Origin of the sequence: Streptomyces sp. NPDC046915, assembly GCF_040644935.1 — a bacterium.
Classification (GTDB): domain Bacteria; phylum Actinomycetota; class Actinomycetes; order Streptomycetales; family Streptomycetaceae; genus Streptomyces.
This window is the reverse complement of the sequence record NZ_JBEYXB010000022.1, coordinates 72,568-91,843: the sequence shown is the minus strand read 5'-3', so window position 1 is coordinate 91,843 and position 19,276 is coordinate 72,568. Positions and strand designations below refer to the sequence as shown.

Genomic DNA, 19,276 nt, shown 5'->3' with positions numbered 1-19,276 from the left:
ACACCATTTGCCAGGATCCATGATCCCGATCCTTGACCGATGTCAAACCTCACCTTTACCTTTTATTGGAGGAAAAACAAAACGAGCGCTCTCTATATTGTCGATGGCACCTGTTCCTGCCGCATCCCGCACGTCACGCAAGGTCAACCACATCCCTGGGGGGATCAGCATGCTCGTGACTGCCCTGGCGCCGAGGGTCATAGTGCGTCCGTCCGCCGCCTTCGTCACCCGTCAGTACGTGCACAAGACGGCCGCGTCCGAAGTGCTGCTGACCGGGCTGTCCCCGACCGGGGCCGACCGCTACCACATCACCGCCCGGTGGCCGTCCGAGCACCCCTTCTACGGCCCGCAGAGCGGCTTCCACGACCCGCTGCTCATCGCCGAGTCGGTCCGCCAGACCGTGCCGCTGCTCAGCCACGTCGCCTACGGAGTGCCCTTCGGGCACCGCCAGACATGGAGCAGCTTCCGCTACGAAGTCGACCCCGTCGCCCTGACGTTCACCGGAGCGGACGCGCACATCGACATGCGGACCACCTGCTCCGAGGTCATCCGCCGCGGCGGCCGGCTCTCCTCCCTGCGCATGCAGGTCGACCTGTTCATCGACGGCCGCCCCCTGGGCGTGGCGGAGTCCAGGTTCTGCAGCCTGCCCCCCGCCGTCTACCGCCGCCTGCGGGGCCCCTACGCCGACACCGCACAGGCCGCACGGCACACCCTCCCCCTCGCACCCCCCATGGCACCGGCCCGAGTCGCCCGCACCCACCCCGCCGACGTCGTCCTGTCCCCCACCCCGTCACCCCTGCGCACCCAACTGCGAACCGACCTCTCCCACCCCATACTCTTCGACCACCCCGTCGACCACGCACCGGGCATGCTGCTCCTCGAAGCCGCCCGCCAGACCGCCCACGCCACGGTCCACCCACGCCCCATGCTCGCGACGGGCCTCGACGCCGTCTTCACCCAGTACGTCGAGTTCGACGCCCCCTGCTGGATCGACCACGCCCCGACCCCGACCCCCGCGAACGGCCCCGCGCTCGTCCGCATGGAAGCCACCCAGAACGACACCAGCGCCTTCGCGGCGACCGTCGCGATGACCCCCGCACTCGGATGACCGACTCCCCGCGCAACGGTGAGAGCGAGCACGCCGTACAAGCGGCCATGGACGCGGAACTACGCCTGCTCGATCCCGAAGTGCGCGCCTCCTCAACCCTCGTACTGGAGCTGCTGGACCCGGACTTCACCGAGTTCGGCGCATCGGGCCGCCGGTGGGACGTCGAGTCCATCCTCTCGGTGACCGGCTCCGGCACGGTGTCACCGGAGTCCCCGGTGGAGGTCAGCCAGATGTCCGGGGTCGTCCTGGCCCCCGGCATCGTCCACCTGACGTACTTCGCCGACCACCAGGGCCGCCGTGCCTGGCGGAGCTCCGTGTGGCGACTGGCAGACACAGGCTGGCGCCTGTACTTCCACCAGGCGACTCCGACCAGCTGAGCCGGCAGAGACCTCCGCCTGCTCCCGCACAACCCGAAAACCCCGCCTCCGGTAACCCGGGGGCGGGGTTTCTCTGTGGAGCGCCGGGCAGGCCTTGCACCTGCATTTCCCCGCAGGAAGCGGGACGTCTTTCCTTGGACCACCAACGCACTGAGCCCTGCCCGCTCTTGAGCGGCGAACTCAAGATCTACTGTACACCTTCTACAGCCCTGCCCCACCCCCGCGAAGCGGAGCCTGGATCAGAGATCGTCGGGGTCCTCCTGACTCTGCAGACGTGCTCCGATCTCGGTGGCCCACTCCAGAGCCCACGCCCGCAGGGCACCGATCTGATCGGGCTGGAGGCCGTAGTCGGCGTAGTCCTGGTCATCCCACCACTCGGCGCCGGTGAGACGGTCGTGTAGGTCTCCCAGACTGAATTCGAACCGCGCGTGACGTCGACCGAGGTTCTCGAGATCGGCCTTGGACCGGTGCTGGGAGGCGGCGTGGACGTCGATCAGATCGCGCACCGCACCTCTGTCGGCCAGCGCCCGCACCTTGGTTCCGATCACGTCGTCCAGCGACAGCACCGGGCCGTACTCGCTGGACGTCGGCGGGTGCCAGAGCACCTCTTTCAGGACGTCGACCTCGCACTGCTCGCCCGTGCCGGGGTCGGTGGCGAGGAGCCGGCCCGAAAGCGCCCCGATCTCGATCTGTTCGACCTGCCAGCCACGCTCCGTGAGCCCGTCACGCACGGAGCGGACGATCTCGCCGATCGGCGCCGGGTTCTCGGTGGCTACGTCGACGTCCTGGGACAGGCGGTCGACCAGGCCGTGAGCCTGGACCGCGTACCCACCGGTGATCACCAGCGGGTACGGGGTCCCGATGTCGAGGACGTCGGCCAGAAGACGACGGTGCAGTTCGGTGAGGTTCACGCGGCAGCGGCGGCCTAGTTCGCGGGCAGCTCTGGGAAGCGGTCCTCCCAGGCGTCCCGGAGGGGACGGCTGACCAGCGTGCGCAGGACGGGCCACTGGGCGATGAGCAGATCGCGGCTGAGGAAGGCGACCAGGTCCTGACGCTGCCCTTCAGCCAGTACGGTGCGGTACAGACTCATCCGCGACCGAGGCTGGCCGAGCCCATAGGAGCGGCGGCCGGACCAGACGACGTGCAAAGGCAGATCCACCGTGCCGGCCGACGGACCGGCGAGCTCCTCCAGCGACGCGGGGAGCCGCCGAGCGTACTGCTCACGCAGCATCTCGTATGCGTTCGGCGCCGAGGACGTGAGGGACACGGACATGCCTCTCAGTATCGCCCCTCTGGGCCCCGTCACACAAAAGGATCCCGCCCCCGGTAACCCGGGGACGGGATCCTGTGTCGGAGCGCCGGGCAGGCCTTGCACCTGCATTTCCCCGCAGGAAGCGGGACGTCTTTCCTTGGACCACCAACGCACTGAGCCCTGCCCGCCCTTGGGCGGCGAACTCAAGATCTACTATACAACACTCGTACGTGGCCTGATCCCGGCCTACGCTCGCGTGAACCCGTGGCTCCGCTCCACTTTCGCCACATGCAGCGTGTAGCTCCGGTACCACTCGGCCTGCCCGCGCTTCTGCGCCGCGCGGTGCTCGGCGTTGCTCCGCCACTCCGCGAGGGCGTCGGCGTCGCGGAAGTACCCGACGGTGATGCCCAGCCCGCCAGGAGTCTGCGCGTGGTCCATCCCCAGGAACCCAGGGACGTCCTTCACCAGGTCCTCCATGCGTGCGTTGGTCTCGCTGTAGCCGCTCTGGTCCTGGGCCCGCACTGTGGTGAAGACAGCCACGTAGTAGGGGGGTTCATAGGCCTCGACGGGCATGACAGGCGCTTCGGAGTGATCGCTCATGGCGCCACCGTAAGCCAGGGTGCGCCGCCCAACGGCCGGCGCTGATGTCGGCGGCGTGATTTATTCCGGGATTCGGTTGATTTAGTCCGGGCTTGATGGTCTTGTAGCTTCCCCTCCGCGGATGTCATGTTGAGAGACACCGCTTTCAAACGCGGTCGGCCGTTCCAGCATTGAGAGAATTTCATGCGGGTAGTTCGAGTAGCCGTGCACGCGGAGGACGCCCTCACGCTCCTCGGACTGATCGGATCGCTGGCAGGAACACCAGGCTTGGCCCTGACCAGCCCCGCAACGGGCGCGGCAGCCGACGTGACCGTCGTGTCCGAGCAGCGAGTGGACCCCGCTGTCATGGAGCTACTGAGAAGCCTGGGCAAGCCGCTGTCCGGGTTCCTCCTCATCTCCGACAACACCTGGCAAGCCGACTACTCGGAGGCGATCGAGCTGGGCGTACGTGCCGTCTTGCGCCGAGACGAGTTCACCCAGCAACGGCTGCTCGAAAAAATCCGTCTCGTGGCGGACGGCCATGCCTGCTTTCCCACCGAACTGCAAGGCGGCCTGCTCAACCATATGAGCCGCATCCAGCGGGACATCCTGGCCCCCCGCGGTCTCGCCCCCTCAGGCCTCTCGGCGCGGGAAATCGACGTACTGCGGATGGCGGCGGACGGCTATAGCCAAGCCGAAATTGCGGAGAAAATGTCCTATTCCGAGCGTACGATCAAGAATGTCTTCCACGGCCTGATGAAGCGCCTCCACCTGAGGAACCGCACCCACCTTGTCGCATACGCCGTCCGGGCCGGCCTGATCTGATCCAGCCACAGAGGGGCCCCGCCTGCGGCGGGGCCCCTCTGTGGCTGGACGGGGTGCTTGCCGGATCAGGGACGCACATCGACGTAGTCGCCGGTGGCCTTGGCCGGCCCGGTGGTGTTGGTGCCGGTGAAGCTCCACCGCCAGTAGCCGTCCTTGACTGCCTTGGCCGTGGTGCGAAGGGTGCCGGTGTCGCTGGTGTTCACGGTGGCCACCGTGGTGTAGGTGCTGCTTCCCTTCGGGCGGAACTGGAGTTTCACGGCTTGGCCCGCGTATCCCGCATACCGGTAGGTGTCCCAGTTGGCCCGCACGAGCTTGCCGGTGACGGTGATACGAGCGCCCTTGGCCACCGGTTCCGGTGAGGCGTTGACCGTGAGCCGCGCGGCACGCTTGAGGCTGAAGGACCCCACGCCGGGGGCAAAGGCGGAATCGCCGTCGTTGGCGTCGACCAAGGCGTCGACCGACCATGTTCCCGCGTTGGTGTTGGCCAGGTCCACTGGGTCGTCGCTGCCCGGAGCCGGGTGGGCGTTGACGGTGAACCCCGTCGTGCATGCCGTCGCGGTCTCGCAGAACGCATCGGTGGTGTAGAAACCGCCGTGCGGCCCCTTCAGATCGACATCGGCGAAAGACAGACCGGAGTCATCCGATCCGGTGACCGTGACCGGGAACTGCACGTTGTGCGTGATACCCACGATGACGTCATGTCCGGAGTTGACGGTGGCACCGCTGACCACCGGGCCGCTGGGCGCGGTACCGGACGCGGCATCGGCCGAGGCGCCGACCCCCGCCAGCAAGACGGCGACGGCCCCCACCACGAGACCGCGGCCTGTGGCGCGACCGACGGGCTTGGGCCGGGCGAAGCGGCTCATGAATCCTCCCAGGGATGACAGGCCTTGCTGCCAACCACACCGCGCGCGAAGGCAGTTGATGGCGAGCGCAGGAGACCGATGTATGTCACTCCCTACGACTGCCGAACCGGCCCGATCGTTGCCCCAGCCCGGACGGGAAGACAATCAGCCACCCGCCGGTAGAAGGGTGATCGATCCACCGGGGGGCTTGCCAATATTAGAAGGTTAGCCTTGCAAAATTATCCTTGCAAGGCTAGCCTTCTAATGTGACATCGCGAGCATCGGACGACCGCACCGAAACCTTTGAACCGGACCCCGCGTTGATCGGGGTCGCCACGCGGCTGCGGATCAGCATCGGCGCGTTCAGGCGCCGCAGTCACGAAGCGCTGAGCGAGGGAGATTTGACGGGCCCGCAGCTGACGGGCCTCTCGCGGCTCGAACGGCTGGGTCCGGTCACCACTGCGGCACTGGCCAGGCGTGAGCAGATCACTCCCCAGGCGATGGGCGCCACCGTCGCGGTCCTGGAAGGCCGTGGGCTGGTGGCCCGTACCGCTGATCCCGCTGACGGGCGTCGCTGGCTGCTCACGGTCACCGATGCCGGCCGGGCCGTGCTGAGTTCCGAGCGCAGCGCCGTCGCCGACAGGATGGCAACGGCGATGGCGACGTCCTTCACTTCCGAGGAGATCGCGACTCTCGACGCCGCGGCGCCGCTGATCGAGCGGCTGGCCGACCTGTTCTGACCGGCGACCGTGATCACCGACTCTCATCCCAAGGAGCGGAGGGCGTGCCATGCCTGAGCCGGAGTCCGACGTCGTCGCAGACGCCCGGAGCGAGGCGGGCGGCGCTGCGCGTCCATTCTCCTGGCGGTTCACCGTGCCGCTGTTGATCGGCTCCGCACTGAACCCGATCAACAGCTCACTGATCGCCACCGCGCTGGTACCGATCGCCGCCGGCCTGCACGTCCGAGTCGGGCAGACCGCAGCCCTGGTGACCGGACTGTATCTGGCCAGCGCCATCGCCCAGCCCACAGCCGGCAAGGCCGCCCAGGTGTTCGGTCCGCGACGGGTCTTTCTGACGGGGACCGTGCTGGTGGCAGCCGGCGGCACGGTGGGCGGCCTCGCGCAGAACCTGATCACCCTGCTCATCAGCAGAGTCCTGATCGGCCTCGGCACCTCCTGCGCCTACCCGACAGCGATGCTGCTGATCCGCGGCCGAGCCCACGACGCCGGCCTCGACGAACCACCCGGCAACGTCCTCGGCGCACTACAGATAGCCGGCACCGCCACGGCGTCGCTGGGACTACCCGTCGGCGGCGTCCTGGTCGGCGCCTTGATCTGGCGATCGGTGTTCTTCCTCAACGTGCCGGTAGCACTGATCGCCCTTGCCGCGACACTGGCCTGGATCCCCCGTGACAACCCCGTCGGCAGCGACCACACCCTGCGTGGCGTCGCCGCCGCCCTCGACGTGACGGGCATCCTCGGTTTCGCCACGATGATGACCGCACTGCTGGTGTTCCTCTACGACCTGCCCGTCGTGCACTGGTACCTGCTGGGCATCGCGGTGGCAGCGGGAGCGGCGCTCGCGGTCTGGGAACTGCGTGCCACCACCCCCTTCCTCGACGTCCGCCTGCTCGCGGCCAACCGGGCCCTGACCCGCACCTATCTGCGTTTCGGCCTGGCGATGCTGTGCGTCTACATCGTGCTCTACGGCCTCACGCAATGGGCCGAGACCGTACGTGGCCTGTCCGAGAGCGAATCCGGGCTGCTCCTGCTGCCCATGACCCTGGTGTCCGCGCTGGTCATCTCGCCGGTGTCGCGACGCAATCTCATACGAGGACCGCTGATCGCCGCCGCACTGATGTGCCTGGCGGGGTCGGCGGGCGTCCTCCTGCTGACCTCGTCGACCTGGACCGGCCTGGTCGTCGCCATCACCGTCGTGTTCGGCATCTCGATGGGCGCCGCATCAGCCGGCAACCAGACCGCCCTGTACGACCAAGCTCCCCATCAAGAACTCGGCAGCGCCTCGGGTCTGCTGCGCACCTTCGCGTACATGGGCTCGATCGCCTCCTCGGCCATCACCGGCATCGTGTTCCACACCCACGTCACCGACCACGGCCTCCACCTGATCGCCTGGATCATGGTCGCTATCAGCGCCGCCCTGATCACCATGACGATCGCCGATCGCTCGCTGCACCCGCGACCTCGACGCTGACACCGGCCACTTACAACGGCTGACGCAACGAGGTGGATCGGCGCTCGCCGCCCTGCTGACCGGCGGCGACCGCAACGACGTCACCCAACTCCTGCCCCTCCTCGATGCGATCCCGCCGGTCCGCGGCCGGGTCGGACGGCCGCGCCGCAAACCCGAGTCGCTCTTCGCCGACCGCGGCTAGGCCGCCGTCAGTGCTGCCAGGGCGCGGTCCATCGCGGTGTTGAACTCTTCCGGCGTCAGCGGGAGCCGGGACTTGACGTCCCGGCTCCACTGGTCGGCGAGGACCTCGGCGGAGCCGGCCTCGACACCGTCGAGCGCCGCGTCGGCCAGGTCCGACGGCGCGATCTTGGCCACGGGCCAGCCCGCGGACATGTCGGTGTCGGCCAGTCCGAGGTGGACCGCCGTCACGAGCGTGCCCTGCTCGGCGAGCTCCAGGCGGACACCGTTGGTCATGGCCCACGCGGCGGCCTTGGTCAGGTGGTAGGCGTTGGCGCCCTTGACCCCGAACCACGACATGGCGGACAGGACGTTCACGATCGCGCCCCCGCCGTTCCTGGCGAGCACCGGCGCGAACTCCCGGATCATTCCCAGGTGGCCGAACACGTTGGTCTCCAGCTCGTGCCGCACCGCGTCCAGCGAACCAGTCACCAGGTCGGTCCCCGTCTGGATCCCCGCGTTGTTGACGAGCAGCGAGACGTCACGGGCGGCCTCGGCGGCGGCCCTCACGGATGCGGGACGGGCGATGTCGAGAGGCAGCACCTCGACCCCGGGCAGGTCCACGGTCTCCGGTCGGCGGGCCGTCGCGTAGACCTTGCGGGCGCCCCGTTCGAGCAGGCGCTGGGCGAAGGCGCGGCCCAAGCCGCGGTTGGCTCCGGTGACAAGGGCAACCGAGTTGTTGATATCCATGTCCGGCACGCTAAATCCTGACGCTAACGTCAGAGGCAAGTACTGGTCGTCAGGACCGGAGTGAGAGGAACCAACATGACCGTCACGGGGACCGCGACCGAGCGGCTGGTCCGCATCGGCGAGGTGGCGCGGGGCGCCGGCGTCTCGGTACGCGCCGTGCGCTACTACGAACAGCAGGGGCTGCTCACCGCGGAGCGCAGCCCGTCCGGCCAGCGCCTCTACCGACAGGACACCGTCACCCTGGTGCGCTTCTTCCAGCAGATGTACGCCGCCGGCCTGACCAGCCGAAGGATCATGGAACTCCTTCCGTGCTGGGACTCCGGGCACACCGACGCCGAGCAGCGAGCCATGCTGCGCGCCGAGCGCGACCGCATCCAGGCCAAGGTCGACGACCTGCAAGCCGCCCTGGACCGCCTCGACGAGGTCATCAGGATCACGGACGCGCACCCGTAGACGCTTCCTCAACCAGTTGCTGCCTCCGGAGTACGCGGCGCGCCTGTTCGCGGCCCAGGAGGCCGGCGTCCCCGAGGCCGAGCTCCGGGCGATCCTGGCCGAGGGCCTCGCGCAGATGTACTTCCGCGCCAACAACACCAGAGCGCATGGCCTGGGCGTGGAGTTCTCCGACATCGAGCTCTGGCGCCGCCGTCAGACCACGGACAAGGGTTGCCCCTGCACGCTGCTCCCTCGATCAACGACCCGACCAGGTTGGTCCGGCATGAGGGAGACACGGTGATGACGGCACACCGACCGCAGGCCAGCGCCCGACGCGCCCACCCCGACCACGAGGGCGGCCAGCGCCGGGCAAGCCGGTGGCAGGGTACTGGCAGGTGCATGCAGTCAGTCTCAGGTGGCAGGGCGCCGTCGGGACCGACGGTGATGCCGTGCGCGGTTCGGAGCGGGGGGCGCTGCGCGTACATCTTCTGAATCCACTCCGCGGCCCCGACCTTGGCGGTGATCTTCCCCGCGCCTGTACTGCAGGTACAGGCCCTCGGATGAGGACGGCGCCAGCCGGGGCAGGGAGCGGCAGTGCTCAGAGCGCGGGACCCTCGGCGGCGGCCAGCATGTTCTCGATGAGGTCGGCGGCGCGCGGGGTGCCGCCCTCAGCTCGGGCGGCGGCCTGCAGCTGCTTGGACCGGTTGACGCGTTCCGGATCTGTGACCAGTTCGTTCAGCGCCGCGTGAAGGGCCTCGGCGGTGGCGTCAGCGGTGTCCACGCGGCGGGCGACGCCGAGTTCCACGAGCCGGTCGGCGTTCATGAACTGCTCGGCTCCCTGCGGCACGGCGATCACGGGAACGCCGGCGAGGAGCCCTTCGCCGCAGCCGCCCATGCCGGCGTGGGTGACGAAGGCGTCGGCCTGTTCCAGGATCGCCCGCTGCGGGATCCAGGAGTGCACTTCGACGTTGGGCGGGATGGTGCCGAGTTCCTCAGGGTCGGTGTACTTGCCGATCTGGAGTACGACGTGCCAGCCGGGCAAGTCACCGAAGGCCGCGAGGCATTGGCGGTAGAACGCGGGCCGGCGCGTGTAGGCGGAGCCGAGCGAGATCAGCAGCACGTGGTCCGCGGACGCCGGGCGGGTCCAGCCGTCCGTGTCCGCTCGAGTGTCGAAGCAGGGGCCGACGAAGGTCACCGTGTCGGTGTCGACTCGATCGGCGTGCGGCTGCATCGCCCGCGGGATCAGGGCGAGGGCCCGGGCGGGTGGGCCGGAGAACGTGTCCACGTCCGTGGTGGTCGCACCGCAGTCGGCGAGCCACCGTGCGAACCTGTCCCGGTATGCGTCGGCGCCCGGCAGCTTCCGCAGATGGGCCGCGACTTCCTCCTGGTAGCCATCCCAGGCGACGAATGTCGGGGACAGCTGCAGGAAGGTACGGCCGTGCGCTTCGGCGAGGGCGCGTGCGGCATACGCGCCGATGTCGTAGAGGTACAGGTCGGCCGGGTCGTCGTCGTAGGCGGCGCGCAGTTGCGGGAGCGCCTGGACGGCGTCGTCGAGGAAGAGGCTCGCCGCGGCGATGGGATCGGCAGGCCAGTCGTTGTCCGCGAAGGGCAGCGTGGAGGTGCACGGCACCAGCTCCGCGCCGGCGGATTCGATCCGGTCGGCCACGAACGGGTCGTTGGCGTAGGTGACTCGGTGCCCGCGGGCCACCAGCTCACGGATGAGCGCCAGGCTGGGTAGGACATGGCTGACGATGGGGACGCCGACCATCGCGATATGGGCGCGGCGACGGGACATGGGCGATCACTCGTTTTCTGGCGCGGGACGGATGCGGGCGGTGTGGCGAGGACGCGGTGTCAGGGCTGGTCGATCTGCGCGGCGGCCTCCTCCAGGTCGGCGACGGTCCCCGACATGATCGTCCGTACCTGCCTGGTGATGGACTGCAGGGGCCAGTCCCACCACGCCACGGCGAGGAGCCGGGCGATGTCCGCAGCGTCGTAGCGGGTGCGGATGAGCCGGGCCGGGTTGCCGCCGACGATGCCGTAGTCGGGGACGTCTCCGGTGACCACGGCGCCGGCGGCGATGATCGCGCCGTGACCGATGCGTACACCGGGCATGACCGTGGCGCCGTGGCCGAACCACACGTCGTTGCCGACGACCGTGTCGCCCCGGCCGGGCAGGTCGGTGATCAGGTCGAAGTGCTCCGCCCAGGAGCCCCCCATGGTGGGGAACGGAAAGGTGGAAGGACCGTCCATGCGGTGGTTGGCGCCGTTCATGATGAACCGGGTGCCTGTCCCTCTCTAGTGGACCCAGGGCGTCATCCTGGTGTGCTGGGAGGTGTCCCGATGGAGGAGCCTCCAGCGGGACACCTCCCAGCCGAGGCGGTTGTTGTTGTCAACGGCTGTTCGCGGATGCCACGTTCGAGGTGGTGACCGCATCTGGATCGGTGGAACGCTGCGGCGCCACGGAGCCTTCCGCGGGCTTGGCCCTCGCCAGCCACAGGCCGGTGAACACGGCGGTGGCCAATGTGATGGCGCCAGCCGCGACGAAGGCGCTGTTGAGGCCGGTCTCGAAGGAGGCGCCGCCGGATTGCCGGGTGCGGACGATAGCTCCGAGTACCGCCACGCCGAGCACCGCGCCGATCTGCCGGGTGGTGCTGCCGATACCTGACGCGAGGCCGCCTTCCTGCGGACTGACTGCTTGGATGGCGGCTCCCGTCAGTGGGGACATGGTCAGGGCGAAACCGATGCCGACGACTCCCAGCCGCCACCACACGTTCCCGTAGCCGGTGTCGGCGTGCACCATACCGAGCGCCAGCAGTCCCAGGCCGGCCAGGACCAGGCCGGTGGTGACCACGATTCGGAAGCCGTACCGGGCGGCGAGCCGGCCCGCGTACGGGCTGACGATCACCATGGCGAGGGATACCGGCAGGGTCTGCAGGCCGGCGCGCAGGATCGAGCTGCCCTGGACGTACACGAAGAACTGGGAGAAGAAGAACGACGAACCCATGAGCGCGAACCCCACCACGACCATGGCGGTGTTGGACACGGTGAACAGGCGCTGCCGGAACAGCCGCAGCGGCAGCAGCGGCGCGGAACGACGCGCTTCGACGGCGACGAAGGCGGCGAGGAGGACCACCGCGGCGGTGAAGCTGCCCAGGATCACCGGCGACGTCCAGCCGCGGGCACCACCCTCGATCAGCCCGTAGGTCAGCACCCCCACCCCCAGAACGGACAGCACCGTCCCCGGGATATCGATCGCGGGGGCGCTCGGATTGCGGGTCTCTTCAAGGCTGCGCAGACCGACCAGCAGAAGGACCACGCCGATGGGCAGATTCACCAGGAAGATGGCGGGCCAGCCGAAGGCATCCGTCAGCACGCCGCCGGCCACGGGGCCTGCGGCCAGACCGATTCCGCTGAATCCGGCCCACATCCCGATCGCCTTGATTCGTTCTTGCGGCGCGGGATAGGCGGCGGCGAGCAGGGCGAGCGAGGCAGGGCTCAGTGCCGCGGCCCCGATACCCTGCAGCACCCGGCCGGCGATAAGCCAGCCGAGCGAGGGCGCGAGGCTGCACAGCAGCGACGCGGCGGTGAACACCGCCACGCCGGTCAGGTACACCCGCTTGCGGCCGAACCGGTCGGCGAAGACACCGCCGGACAGCAGCAGCATGGCGACCAGCAGTACGTATGCGTCGACGATCCATTGCAGACCGGTCAGCTGAGTGTGCAGCCGGTGCTGCATATCGGGCAGCGCCGCTCCAACAATCGTGTTGTCGAGCAGGACCATGAACTGGCCCAGGCAGGTCACCGTGAGCAGCACAGCCCGGTTCGATCGACTGCCTACGGTCGCATGCGATGCAGCCATGGGGATCCCCCTCAATCGGTAGTTGCGCCCGGTCACGGTCATCGCGGGTGGCGATACAGCTGAGCACCCTAAAGCAGTCGGCGACTGCGTTAGGCGACTATAAGAGGGTCGCCTAACAAACGCAAGTACTGACTGCGTTAAGGTGGGGGGCATGAACGAGCGACAGCGAGCCCGGCGGCCCGGCGGGCGCAGCGCCCGCGTCGGCGCGCAGGTGCACCAGGCCGTCACCGAACTGATCAGTGAGCGCGGCTACGGCAGCTTCACCGTCGGCGAGGTCGCAGCCCGCGCAGGCGTAGCCGACAGCAGCATCTACCGCCGGTGGGGCAACCTGGAAACCCTGCTCACCGACGTGGTGCTCACCCGCCTCAACACGCGGTCGCCGATGCCCGACACCGGGAGCCTGGCTGGCGACCTGCGCACTTACGCGGCCCAAGTGGCCCGCGAGATCACCGGACCCGACGGCCCGGCGGTGCTGCACCTGGCCGTCGCCCTGTCGAGCAGCGGTCGGCAGGGCCTGCAGGCTGGTGCCGACCTCCGCGCCGAACGCACCCGCCAACTGCAGTCCATGCTCGATCGCGCCCGCGACCGTGGCGAGCACGCGCCCGACGCGTTCGAGGTGCTGGACCACATCCTGGCCCCGATGTACATCCGCGTCCTGTTCGGCATGGGCCCGCTCACCCCGGACTACATCGACGGGCTGGTCGACCGATTGCTGTGACCTCAACCCGGTTCCCGCGATCAGCCCTCGGCCGCGGTGCCAGGGTTCGGTGAGGTGCTCGCCGACACGCGCCCGGCCAGCTCAGGCATCCGGCCTTTGGCCGGCTCACGCGGCCTGGCTGAATCCGTCGGTCGGCGGGCCGTCGCCGCGCATCGGGGTGAAGTCGACGTCCAGGTGCGGGTTGTAGGCGTCGAGTTCGTCGGCGGCCATCCGGACTCCAAGATCATCCCGTGGCGGGTTTCCGGCGTATCTGGGCCATTCCCCTTGTAGCGGCGCGGGGCGACTCAACTCTCGTAGTGCTGGACCGTGCTCCACCGTGCGGGATGCCAGCAGCTCGGTGGCCCCGGTCTGGGTGTGGCTGGGTCGGCAGGGCCCGGACCGGAGGATTGGGCTGGGACAGCGCGTGGAGGAGCTGTCGGTTGTGCGTGGTCAGTTGGTTGACGACGTGGACGAGATGCTCGACCGTCCGCAGCTGGGCGAGTTCGGTGGCGTCCTTGGCCCGGAGCTCCTTCAGTCTGCCGGTCTGCTGGCGCAGGCGGATCTCAGACTCCGGCGTCTGTCCGCTCGCCCTCATGCGCGTAGAAGTCGTTCCTGAGGTCCAGGTGGCGCTGGGTGACCGCGTTGCGCGGTACGCCGGCAGGCCGGTGGGGTCGCTGAGGGTGGCGGGGTTGTTGTTGCCGTAGGTGTAGCCGTTGAGTGACTGGTGCTGGTCGAGTGTCAGGGCCGGGTCGACGCTGAGGAACTGGCCGACGGTCGGGTCGTATTCGCGCGCGCCGACGTGGGTCAGGCCGGTTGAGTCGTCGGCGGGCTTGCCCCGGAAGGCCTTGTCGTCGGGCCAGCCGGTGGGCTTGGTACCTCGTGGGGCGCCGAAGGGGGTGCTGTAGCGCTTGGTGACCGCGTATGTGGTGGCGTCCATGAGGAGGCTGGACGTGCCGTGCTGGTCGGCGGCGAGGAAGTTGAGTTTCGTGCCCGAGACACCGGACGTCGCCGTGCGGACCGCGATGGTCTGGCCGTTGGCCGTGTAGTAGCGGGTGCCGGTGAGGGTCTTGGTGGTGCCCTTGACCGTCAGGTGAATCTCCGTGCGGCCCCCGGTACCACCGACGACGCACGGCTGCGGCACATCAACCAGGCCCTGCCGCCCGACTACGCCGCCCGGCTCTTCGACGCCCAGGCCGCCGGCGCCACCGAGCAGCAGCTTCGGGCGATCCTCGCCGAAGGCCTGGGCGAGATGTACTTCCGCGACCGCGGCCGCCGCGCCACCGACCTGCTCGTGGAGCTGACGGACGTGGAGCAACTGGACATCGAATTCTGAGCGGGCGGTTACACCGCCTCCGTGGCCTGGACCGCTGAGCCGAAGCACGATAGTTGTCACAGAGGCGGTCCTGCTGTCACCGGGATTTGTTCCGGCGGTGGCAGCCCCGCCTCGATGTGGTGGGCAGTTGGTCGGCGTAGGTGTCCAGGAGGGGCTTGAGCTGGTGGTAGTAGTGGACGCAAGTTGGTGAAAGGCGCGCACCCGGCGGACCGCGATCCGTCAAACGCGCGCCTATATGACGCCCTGTCAATCTCACATCAGATGCCCAGCATTGCGGCCACGGGCATCGGGGCCTGTTTCAACTCAGTTGCCGGTGAAGTGAATCAAATTCAGTGTGTTCCCGTTAGTGGCTGTGCAGTTGTTGCTGCCTCGGTAGAAGTTGTACGTGCGTCCCGAAGTAGCCCGCACCCATCCCGTGTAGCTGTCCGAGCACACCTGGAGGGAATTCTGGATGTTCATCCAGCCTTCGTTGGCGGGCCCGCCGTCCCAGACGTAGCAGTAGGTGTAGATGTGCGAGTTCTGGACGTATTGGACCCTGACGACGGACGACAGGTTGCACGTGGAGTTCACGACCGTGGCGCTGGCCGGGGTTGCAGCGGCGACGCCAGCCGTGGCGAGGCCGGCTGCGATGGCTCCGGCTGCCAGCTTTCGGGCGATATTCATATGGTTCCCCCTGAGATGTGTGGTCGGTGAGTTGTTCCCCATGCAAGCAGCGCCGCCGAGAGGCGAGTGAGCCCCCGTGACGCGCTTTAGTGCATGACGGCTCATTGCGAGGCCGTTGTGCACGATCGAAGCTAAAAGTTGCCGTCCTAGATCCGTCCTAGATCCGTCCTTGCGCACTCCGTTCACATGAGCGCATGTGACAAGTCGAATGCCTTGTTGGTGACAACCAGACTGCTTCGACCGGTCTGTCACCTGCGGGGCCTACTGCTGATGGGCGGCTGGTCGCGCGTGAGTGAGTACGCTCCACCGCTCCAGTTCGTCCGAGTGGCTGCCAGCCGCTGTTGCCCGGGCGACCTCTTCGGCTTCCTTCGGTGTCGGCTCAGCTCAGCCGGTCCCGCTGGTGACAACTCCTGAGCTTCGGCTCAACCGCCCAGTCGAGGCCGAGGCCGGCGAGCCGTTGAAGCTGCGCGGCGCTGAGCCCCGCGCGCCGGGTCTTGGTGTTGGACAGGAACACCCCCAGTTTGACCTGGTGTTCCTCGCCGTTGATGGTGATCGTTTCGATGTGGGAGCGGCTGATGGGTCCGACGGTGCCGGTACGGGCCCGGTACTGCGCCAGGGCTGCGCATCCCCGCTCGAACGCCGCGCTGCCGCCCCGGGAGGCCTTCGTGGGTGTCTGCTGCGGGGGGAGGGGCGTGACGCCCAGGTCGGTGAGCCGTGCGCGCTGTCGCTCGGTGAGGCCTTCCCATACGACGTGCTGGCGCTGGCGGTGCAGCCATGCGCCGATGTCGGTGCCGCCCGCGGTGACGCCGGGCACGATGTCGTCCAGTTCGGCGCCGGTGGCCAGCAGTCGTGCGACGGCGGCGTAGGTGCGTTGCCAGTCGACCGGCCAGCCGGGCCGCCAGTCCTCGTCGATCGCGGCGAGCTGCTGTGCGCGCCGCGCGGCGGTCGTGGTGTCTTTGCCGAGTCCGCCTTTCTTGCGGCAGTTGGCCAGCCACTGGCCGACCGGCTTGTCGAGCGCGGTGGCGGTGACGGGGGCGGCCAGTGTGCCCGTCTCGGCGTAGTAGGCGCGTGCCGCGGCGAGGTTTTCCTCCCAGGCCGCGTCCGTCGGGTCCCACACGATGCCCAGCTCGTCGAGGTCGTTGGCCCGCTCGGTGGCCAGGCCGCCGGCCGCGAGCGCGCCGCTGGTCGGCGAGCCACCTGCCCAGCGGGTAGGAGTGCCCGTTCGGCATCAGCTCCCGGTGCTCGTAGGGAACGGCGAGGTGTCCGGTCCGCCGGCGGTAGGCGACCGCCGCCCGGTGCCCGGCTTTCCAGTTCTCGTGTTCCGGCTCCAGCAGGTTGTAGCGCACGAGCCGGGCGATCAGGGCGGGGTCGCGGTGCGTGCCGAACCTCAGCAGCATCCGCTGGTCATCTGCGCCTTCCTCGGGGGCCTCGCCCAGGTACGAGGACTGGGCGGGGGTGCGGTGCAGGCCATCCTGCGGGACGGCGAGCATCTCAACAGCCCGCTCGTCGTGCGCGCGCAGCCCGGACAACACCTTGATCAGCGGCCGGTACGACACCGAGTAGGGCATGTCCTCCTCGGTCTCGTCGGGGCCCAGGAAGACGGGCACGATCAGGGTGGCGAGCTTCCCCTGACCGGGCTTCTGCCGTAGCGCCCGCCCGATCGCCTGCACGATGTCGACCGCGCTCCCCTTCGGGTCGATCAGCGCCACCGAGTCCACCGTCGGCACGTCCACGCCCTCGCCCAGCACCCGGCAGTTCGCCAGCACCGCCCGCCCGGCCCGCGCACCGAACCGGGCCAGCCGGTCCGCCCGCACGTCCGCATCGTGCTCACCCGACAGCCACCCCGACCACACCCGCTCCGGATACCGCTCAGGGTCCCCAGCGTGCAGCCGCGCCACCACCCGGCCCAGGCCCTCGCCGAAGGCCCGCGCCTCCACAGTCCGGTGATGGAAGGTGATACACCGCGCCAGACCGTGCTCCGCCATCGTCTCCATCAGCGCCGCCTGGAGCACCGCCAACCGCGGTACGAGCGCCTCGCAGGCTGAGAATACGGGTGCAAGGCGGACGCGCCGGCTGGTAGCGTCCCGCCGTCTACAGCCGGGCGCATCGCCCCCGACCCGAGCAGGTGCATTGTTTGAAGGTCCGACCGAGCTCCTACGCATCCCGTCCCTTCCTCAAGGACTCAAGGAGCCCGTTCACCGATGTCCGACATCACATCGACGACTTCGAACGACGACCTCGCTAACCGCCTGAACCACCCTCGCCACCCGCGCAGCAACCGCTACGACGTCCGCTGGACCATCGAGAACCAGATGGGCCCACACGCCCTTTGGCTGCTGGAATGGCTGTCCCCCGCGCTCGGCCTCGAGGAACTGCGCCCCGGCGCCCGCGTCCTCGACCTCGGCTGCGGCCGCGCCATGACGTCCGTCTTCCTGGCCAGGGAGTACGGCTTCCAGGTCGTCGCCGCCGATCTGTGGGTCAAGCCCGACGAGAATGCGGCGCGCATCGCCGAGGCGGGCGTCGCCGACCGCGTCCTGCCCGTGTTTGCCGAAGCCCACGACCTGCCCTTCGGGCAGGGCCACTTCGACGCGATCGTGAGCATCGACGCCTACCAGTACTTCGGCACGAACGACCTCTACCTGCCCACCCTCGCCCGGCTGCTGAAGCCCGGCGGGCGGATTGGCGTCGTCGTACCCGCGCTCCGGGAGGAACCGGACGGCACCGAGCCTCCCGAGCACCTGAAGCCGTACTGGGACCCGGGATTCTGGGCGTTCCACTCCCCAGCCTGGTGGCGGCGCAACTGGACGCGCAGCGGAGCCGTGGAGGTAGAGGCCGCCGACTGGCAGCCCGACGGCTGGCGCGACTGGCTGCTGTGGAGCGAGGTGTGCGCTGAGGAGAGCCCTTTCGAATGGATGGCGCACATGGCCCGCGAATCGGTGGAACTGCTACGCGCCGATGAAGGCCGCGCGCTGGGCTTTGCGCGGGTCGTGGGGCGTCGCCGCTAATCAGCGCAGCGCCCGCGCCGCAGCCATTACGGCGTGCGGCGCGGGCGCGTAGGCGTACTGTTTCGCATGCCTGGATCAGGAACGGGCACAGAAGTCACCGTGATCTCGGTGGACGGCCAGTCCAGAACGGTCAGCTCGGGCCACTCCTCCTGCCACCGCGCCGCCTTGGCCTCATAGACAGACCGCGGAGCGAGCACCGGGTTCGGCCGGACGACGAGGTTGAACACGTCCGACAGCCCATGGGGCGCATAGACACGCCACCGCCCGTCCGTCTCCACACGTACTCCCAGACAGCATGTCGTTGCGGCGAAGCTGTCGATCGCTGCCTCGGCGGAGTCATACGGCGGACACGGGACACCGAACTTGTCCTCATACCAGAGGTGAACCCGTGCCTCGTTCCTGATCTCGACCTCTGCGGGCAGGCAAAGACCTCCCGTCCGGTCTGGATCACTGCGTCCTCCACCTCAGGAAAGATCGCTGCCATCGAAGTAGAAGACGTCGTAGTCCTTGATGTCGCTGGTCGGAGGCTTCTCCGTGACCACGTTCCATACCGTTTGGAACAGGCACCCGGCCGTCACATACCACCAGGCAGGCTCAATGCCGCAGTTCGCGCCAGCACTTCCGTCAACACGTGGTTACGGGAAAGCACCGAACGCAGGGACTCAAGTTACTGGTCAAGAGGAAGTCGGCTGATCACCAGCCCTGCCTACCACAACTCGCCCATGGGCAGCCTCGATCAACTTCGATTGGCCGACACACCGACGGGGCGTTCCTGGAACTCGACAACATTGCGGACCCGCTTGATCAACATCTGTTGCCCGAACTCGGCATCAACCGTTCTCGCCCTACAGGGGTGGCCCCAGGACTCGGCCACCATCTGGAAGAACTTGCCGCTGCGGTTGAGTCATACCTTGTATTCGCCAGCTGCCTTGTCGGTGCCCCACCAGTAGCTCTGCGTGTGGATGTCGCCCGGGTCGGTGCTGCTGACCTGGTGGGCCACTGTGTGCTGCTGGGTCGGGGCCGGAGCCTGCGGTTCGGTGGCGGCGAAGGCGTTGGTGGTCGGCCCTGAGGCCATCGCTACGGCGCATACAGCGGTGCCGAGAGCGAGCGCGGAACGCCTTAGTGCGGTCATCCTCGACTTTCCTACCAGACATGCGGAGGGGGGACACCAGCCGCGATGA

20 protein-coding genes and 6 pseudogenes are annotated in these 19,276 nt (G+C 68.5%); 12 read left to right on the top strand and 14 right to left on the bottom strand.

Features of this window, described 5'->3' with window-relative positions; genetic code table 11:
• The first annotated feature begins 169 nt into the window (after window positions 1-169).
• Window positions 170-1,108: a ScbA/BarX family gamma-butyrolactone biosynthesis protein gene (locus tag ABZ915_RS39530; protein ID WP_361813523.1), complete on the top strand. Its 939-nt coding sequence runs from the start codon at window positions 170-172 to the stop codon at window positions 1,106-1,108.
• Window positions 1,105-1,485, top strand: coding sequence for a DUF4440 domain-containing protein (locus tag ABZ915_RS39525; RefSeq protein WP_361813521.1), 381 nt, complete (start codon window positions 1,105-1,107; stop codon window positions 1,483-1,485). The genes ABZ915_RS39530 and ABZ915_RS39525 overlap by 4 nt, the downstream gene beginning before the upstream one ends.
• Window positions 1,486-1,724: 239 nt before the next feature.
• On the opposite strand, the gene ABZ915_RS39520 is transcribed toward ABZ915_RS39525, so the two are convergent.
• The 3 genes from ABZ915_RS39520 to ABZ915_RS39510 all read right to left on the bottom strand — a co-directional run bounded on the left by ABZ915_RS39520 (window position 1,725) and on the right by ABZ915_RS39510 (window position 3,337).
• Complete coding sequence (locus tag ABZ915_RS39520; RefSeq protein ID WP_361813519.1) at window positions 1,725-2,396, bottom strand: nucleotidyl transferase AbiEii/AbiGii toxin family protein; 672 nt, start codon at window positions 2,394-2,396, stop codon at window positions 1,725-1,727.
• 14 nt (window positions 2,397-2,410) lie between these two features.
• Window positions 2,411-2,758, bottom strand: coding sequence for a hypothetical protein (locus ABZ915_RS39515; protein WP_361813517.1), 348 nt, complete (start codon window positions 2,756-2,758; stop codon window positions 2,411-2,413).
• 225 nt (window positions 2,759-2,983) lie between these two features.
• The gene (locus ABZ915_RS39510; RefSeq protein WP_361813515.1) at window positions 2,984-3,337 is read right to left on the bottom strand and encodes an antibiotic biosynthesis monooxygenase; all 354 of its coding nucleotides are present in this window, start codon (window positions 3,335-3,337) and stop codon (window positions 2,984-2,986) included.
• A 267-nt stretch (window positions 3,338-3,604) separates the two neighbouring features.
• Between ABZ915_RS39510 and ABZ915_RS39505 the strand changes: the two genes are divergently transcribed.
• Window positions 3,605-4,141 (top strand): response regulator transcription factor, encoded by a 537-nt coding sequence (locus ABZ915_RS39505; RefSeq protein WP_361813513.1) that lies wholly within the window; start codon window positions 3,605-3,607, stop codon window positions 4,139-4,141.
• 65 nt (window positions 4,142-4,206) lie between these two features.
• On the opposite strand, the gene ABZ915_RS39500 is transcribed toward ABZ915_RS39505, so the two are convergent.
• Entirely contained in the window at window positions 4,207-5,007 is an 801-nt protein-coding gene (locus ABZ915_RS39500; protein ID WP_361813511.1) for a calcium-binding protein, read from the bottom strand.
• Between the two features lie 299 nt (window positions 5,008-5,306).
• Here ABZ915_RS39500 and ABZ915_RS39495 point away from each other — a divergent pair, with 299 nt between their 5' ends.
• The 3 genes and pseudogenes from ABZ915_RS39495 to ABZ915_RS39485 all read left to right on the top strand — a co-directional run.
• Entirely contained in the window at window positions 5,307-5,726 is a 420-nt protein-coding gene (locus ABZ915_RS39495) for a MarR family transcriptional regulator (RefSeq protein WP_361813509.1), read from the top strand.
• Between the two features lie 49 nt (window positions 5,727-5,775).
• Entirely contained in the window at window positions 5,776-7,197 is a 1,422-nt protein-coding gene (locus ABZ915_RS39490; protein ID WP_361813507.1) for an MFS transporter, read from the top strand.
• 43 nt (window positions 7,198-7,240) lie between these two features.
• Window positions 7,241-7,375, top strand: a pseudogene (locus tag ABZ915_RS39485) (IS5/IS1182 family transposase); the annotation flags it as partial.
• Here the strand turns inward: ABZ915_RS39485 and ABZ915_RS39480 are convergent.
• The gene (locus ABZ915_RS39480) at window positions 7,375-8,103 is read right to left on the bottom strand and encodes an SDR family oxidoreductase (protein WP_361813505.1); all 729 of its coding nucleotides are present in this window, start codon (window positions 8,101-8,103) and stop codon (window positions 7,375-7,377) included. The pseudogene ABZ915_RS39485 and the gene ABZ915_RS39480 sit on opposite strands and share 1 nt — an antisense overlap.
• Window positions 8,104-8,178: 75 nt before the next feature.
• Between ABZ915_RS39480 and ABZ915_RS39475 the strand changes: the two genes are divergently transcribed.
• Together ABZ915_RS39475 and ABZ915_RS39470 are read left to right on the top strand one after the other, a co-directional pair.
• Window positions 8,179-8,556 carry a MerR family transcriptional regulator gene (locus tag ABZ915_RS39475; protein WP_361813503.1) on the top strand — a complete coding sequence of 126 codons (378 nt, stop codon included), beginning with the start codon at window positions 8,179-8,181 and terminating at the stop codon, window positions 8,554-8,556.
• Window positions 8,557-8,572: 16 nt separating this feature from the next.
• The gene (locus ABZ915_RS39470) at window positions 8,573-8,836 is read left to right on the top strand and encodes a hypothetical protein (protein ID WP_361813501.1); all 264 of its coding nucleotides are present in this window, start codon (window positions 8,573-8,575) and stop codon (window positions 8,834-8,836) included.
• A 297-nt stretch (window positions 8,837-9,133) separates the two neighbouring features.
• Here the strand turns inward: ABZ915_RS39470 and ABZ915_RS39465 are convergent, their stop codons facing one another.
• The 3 genes and pseudogenes from ABZ915_RS39465 to ABZ915_RS39455 form a co-directional block, all read right to left on the bottom strand.
• Window positions 9,134-10,330: a macrolide family glycosyltransferase gene (locus ABZ915_RS39465; protein WP_361813499.1), complete on the bottom strand. Its 1,197-nt coding sequence runs from the start codon at window positions 10,328-10,330 to the stop codon at window positions 9,134-9,136.
• Between the two features lie 59 nt (window positions 10,331-10,389).
• A pseudogene (locus tag ABZ915_RS39460) lies at window positions 10,390-10,830 on the bottom strand (CatB-related O-acetyltransferase); the annotation flags it as partial.
• Between the two features lie 97 nt (window positions 10,831-10,927).
• Complete coding sequence (locus tag ABZ915_RS39455) at window positions 10,928-12,397, bottom strand: MFS transporter (protein WP_361813497.1); 1,470 nt, start codon at window positions 12,395-12,397, stop codon at window positions 10,928-10,930.
• A 151-nt stretch (window positions 12,398-12,548) separates the two neighbouring features.
• On the opposite strand from ABZ915_RS39455, the gene ABZ915_RS39450 reads away from it, so the two are divergent.
• On the top strand, window positions 12,549-13,115 hold the full coding sequence (locus ABZ915_RS39450) for a TetR/AcrR family transcriptional regulator (RefSeq protein ID WP_361813495.1): 567 nt from the start codon (window positions 12,549-12,551) through the stop codon (window positions 13,113-13,115).
• A gap of 637 nt (window positions 13,116-13,752) precedes the next feature.
• Here the strand turns inward: ABZ915_RS39450 and ABZ915_RS39445 are convergent.
• Window positions 13,753-14,196 (bottom strand): annotated as a pseudogene (locus ABZ915_RS39445) (RHS repeat-associated core domain-containing protein); the annotation flags it as partial.
• Between ABZ915_RS39445 and ABZ915_RS39440 the strand changes: the two are divergent.
• Window positions 14,197-14,427 (top strand): annotated as a pseudogene (locus tag ABZ915_RS39440) (XRE family transcriptional regulator); the annotation flags it as partial. It abuts the pseudogene before it with no gap.
• A 303-nt stretch (window positions 14,428-14,730) separates the two neighbouring features.
• Here ABZ915_RS39440 and ABZ915_RS39435 read toward each other — a convergent pair.
• On the bottom strand, window positions 14,731-15,090 hold the full coding sequence (locus ABZ915_RS39435) for a hypothetical protein (protein WP_361813493.1): 360 nt from the start codon (window positions 15,088-15,090) through the stop codon (window positions 14,731-14,733).
• A gap of 379 nt (window positions 15,091-15,469) precedes the next feature.
• Window positions 15,470-16,207 carry a helicase associated domain-containing protein gene (locus tag ABZ915_RS39430; RefSeq protein ID WP_361813491.1) on the bottom strand — a complete coding sequence of 246 codons (738 nt, stop codon included), beginning with the start codon at window positions 16,205-16,207 and terminating at the stop codon, window positions 15,470-15,472.
• A gap of 142 nt (window positions 16,208-16,349) precedes the next feature.
• On the opposite strand from ABZ915_RS39430, the gene ABZ915_RS39425 reads away from it, so the two are divergent.
• Window positions 16,350-16,739: a hypothetical protein gene (locus ABZ915_RS39425; protein WP_361813489.1), complete on the top strand. Its 390-nt coding sequence runs from the start codon at window positions 16,350-16,352 to the stop codon at window positions 16,737-16,739.
• 51 nt (window positions 16,740-16,790) lie between these two features.
• On the opposite strand, the pseudogene ABZ915_RS39420 reads toward ABZ915_RS39425, so the two are convergent.
• Window positions 16,791-17,075, bottom strand: a pseudogene (locus ABZ915_RS39420) (helicase); the annotation flags it as partial.
• 216 nt (window positions 17,076-17,291) lie between these two features.
• On the opposite strand from ABZ915_RS39420, the gene ABZ915_RS39415 reads away from it, so the two are divergent.
• Complete coding sequence (locus ABZ915_RS39415; RefSeq protein ID WP_361813487.1) at window positions 17,292-18,095, top strand: methyltransferase domain-containing protein; 804 nt, start codon at window positions 17,292-17,294, stop codon at window positions 18,093-18,095.
• A gap of 26 nt (window positions 18,096-18,121) precedes the next feature.
• Here ABZ915_RS39415 and ABZ915_RS39410 read toward each other — a convergent pair.
• Together ABZ915_RS39410 and ABZ915_RS39405 are read right to left on the bottom strand one after the other, a co-directional pair.
• Window positions 18,122-18,637 (bottom strand): annotated as a pseudogene (locus ABZ915_RS39410) (nucleotidyltransferase family protein).
• A 362-nt stretch (window positions 18,638-18,999) separates the two neighbouring features.
• The gene (locus ABZ915_RS39405; protein WP_361813485.1) at window positions 19,000-19,227 is read right to left on the bottom strand and encodes a hypothetical protein; all 228 of its coding nucleotides are present in this window, start codon (window positions 19,225-19,227) and stop codon (window positions 19,000-19,002) included.
• Between the last annotated feature and the right edge of the window lie 49 nt (window positions 19,228-19,276).

Bases quoted from the DNA above. Each gene is read 5' to 3' on its own strand.
- ABZ915_RS39530 (WP_361813523.1), top strand. From the start codon at position 170: ATGCTCGTGACTGCCCTGGCGCCGAGGGTCATAGTGCGTCCGTCCGCC.
- ABZ915_RS39525 (WP_361813521.1), top strand. From the start codon at position 1,105: ATGACCGACTCCCCGCGCAACGGTGAGAGCGAGCACGCCGTACAAGCG.
- ABZ915_RS39515 (WP_361813517.1), bottom strand. From the start codon at position 2,758: ATGTCCGTGTCCCTCACGTCCTCGGCGCCGAACGCATACGAGATGCTG.
- ABZ915_RS39510 (WP_361813515.1), bottom strand. From the start codon at position 3,337: ATGAGCGATCACTCCGAAGCGCCTGTCATGCCCGTCGAGGCCTATGAA.
- ABZ915_RS39500 (WP_361813511.1), bottom strand. From the start codon at position 5,007: ATGAGCCGCTTCGCCCGGCCCAAGCCCGTCGGTCGCGCCACAGGCCGC.
- ABZ915_RS39490 (WP_361813507.1), top strand. From the start codon at position 5,776: ATGCCTGAGCCGGAGTCCGACGTCGTCGCAGACGCCCGGAGCGAGGCG.
- ABZ915_RS39480 (WP_361813505.1), bottom strand. From the start codon at position 8,103: ATGGATATCAACAACTCGGTTGCCCTTGTCACCGGAGCCAACCGCGGC.
- ABZ915_RS39475 (WP_361813503.1), top strand. From the start codon at position 8,179: ATGACCGTCACGGGGACCGCGACCGAGCGGCTGGTCCGCATCGGCGAG.
- ABZ915_RS39465 (WP_361813499.1), bottom strand. From the start codon at position 10,330: ATGTCCCGTCGCCGCGCCCATATCGCGATGGTCGGCGTCCCCATCGTC.
- ABZ915_RS39455 (WP_361813497.1), bottom strand. From the start codon at position 12,397: ATGGCTGCATCGCATGCGACCGTAGGCAGTCGATCGAACCGGGCTGTG.
- ABZ915_RS39450 (WP_361813495.1), top strand. From the start codon at position 12,549: ATGAACGAGCGACAGCGAGCCCGGCGGCCCGGCGGGCGCAGCGCCCGC.
- ABZ915_RS39435 (WP_361813493.1), bottom strand. From the start codon at position 15,090: ATGAATATCGCCCGAAAGCTGGCAGCCGGAGCCATCGCAGCCGGCCTC.
- ABZ915_RS39415 (WP_361813487.1), top strand. From the start codon at position 17,292: ATGTCCGACATCACATCGACGACTTCGAACGACGACCTCGCTAACCGC.
- ABZ915_RS39405 (WP_361813485.1), bottom strand. From the start codon at position 19,227: ATGACCGCACTAAGGCGTTCCGCGCTCGCTCTCGGCACCGCTGTATGC.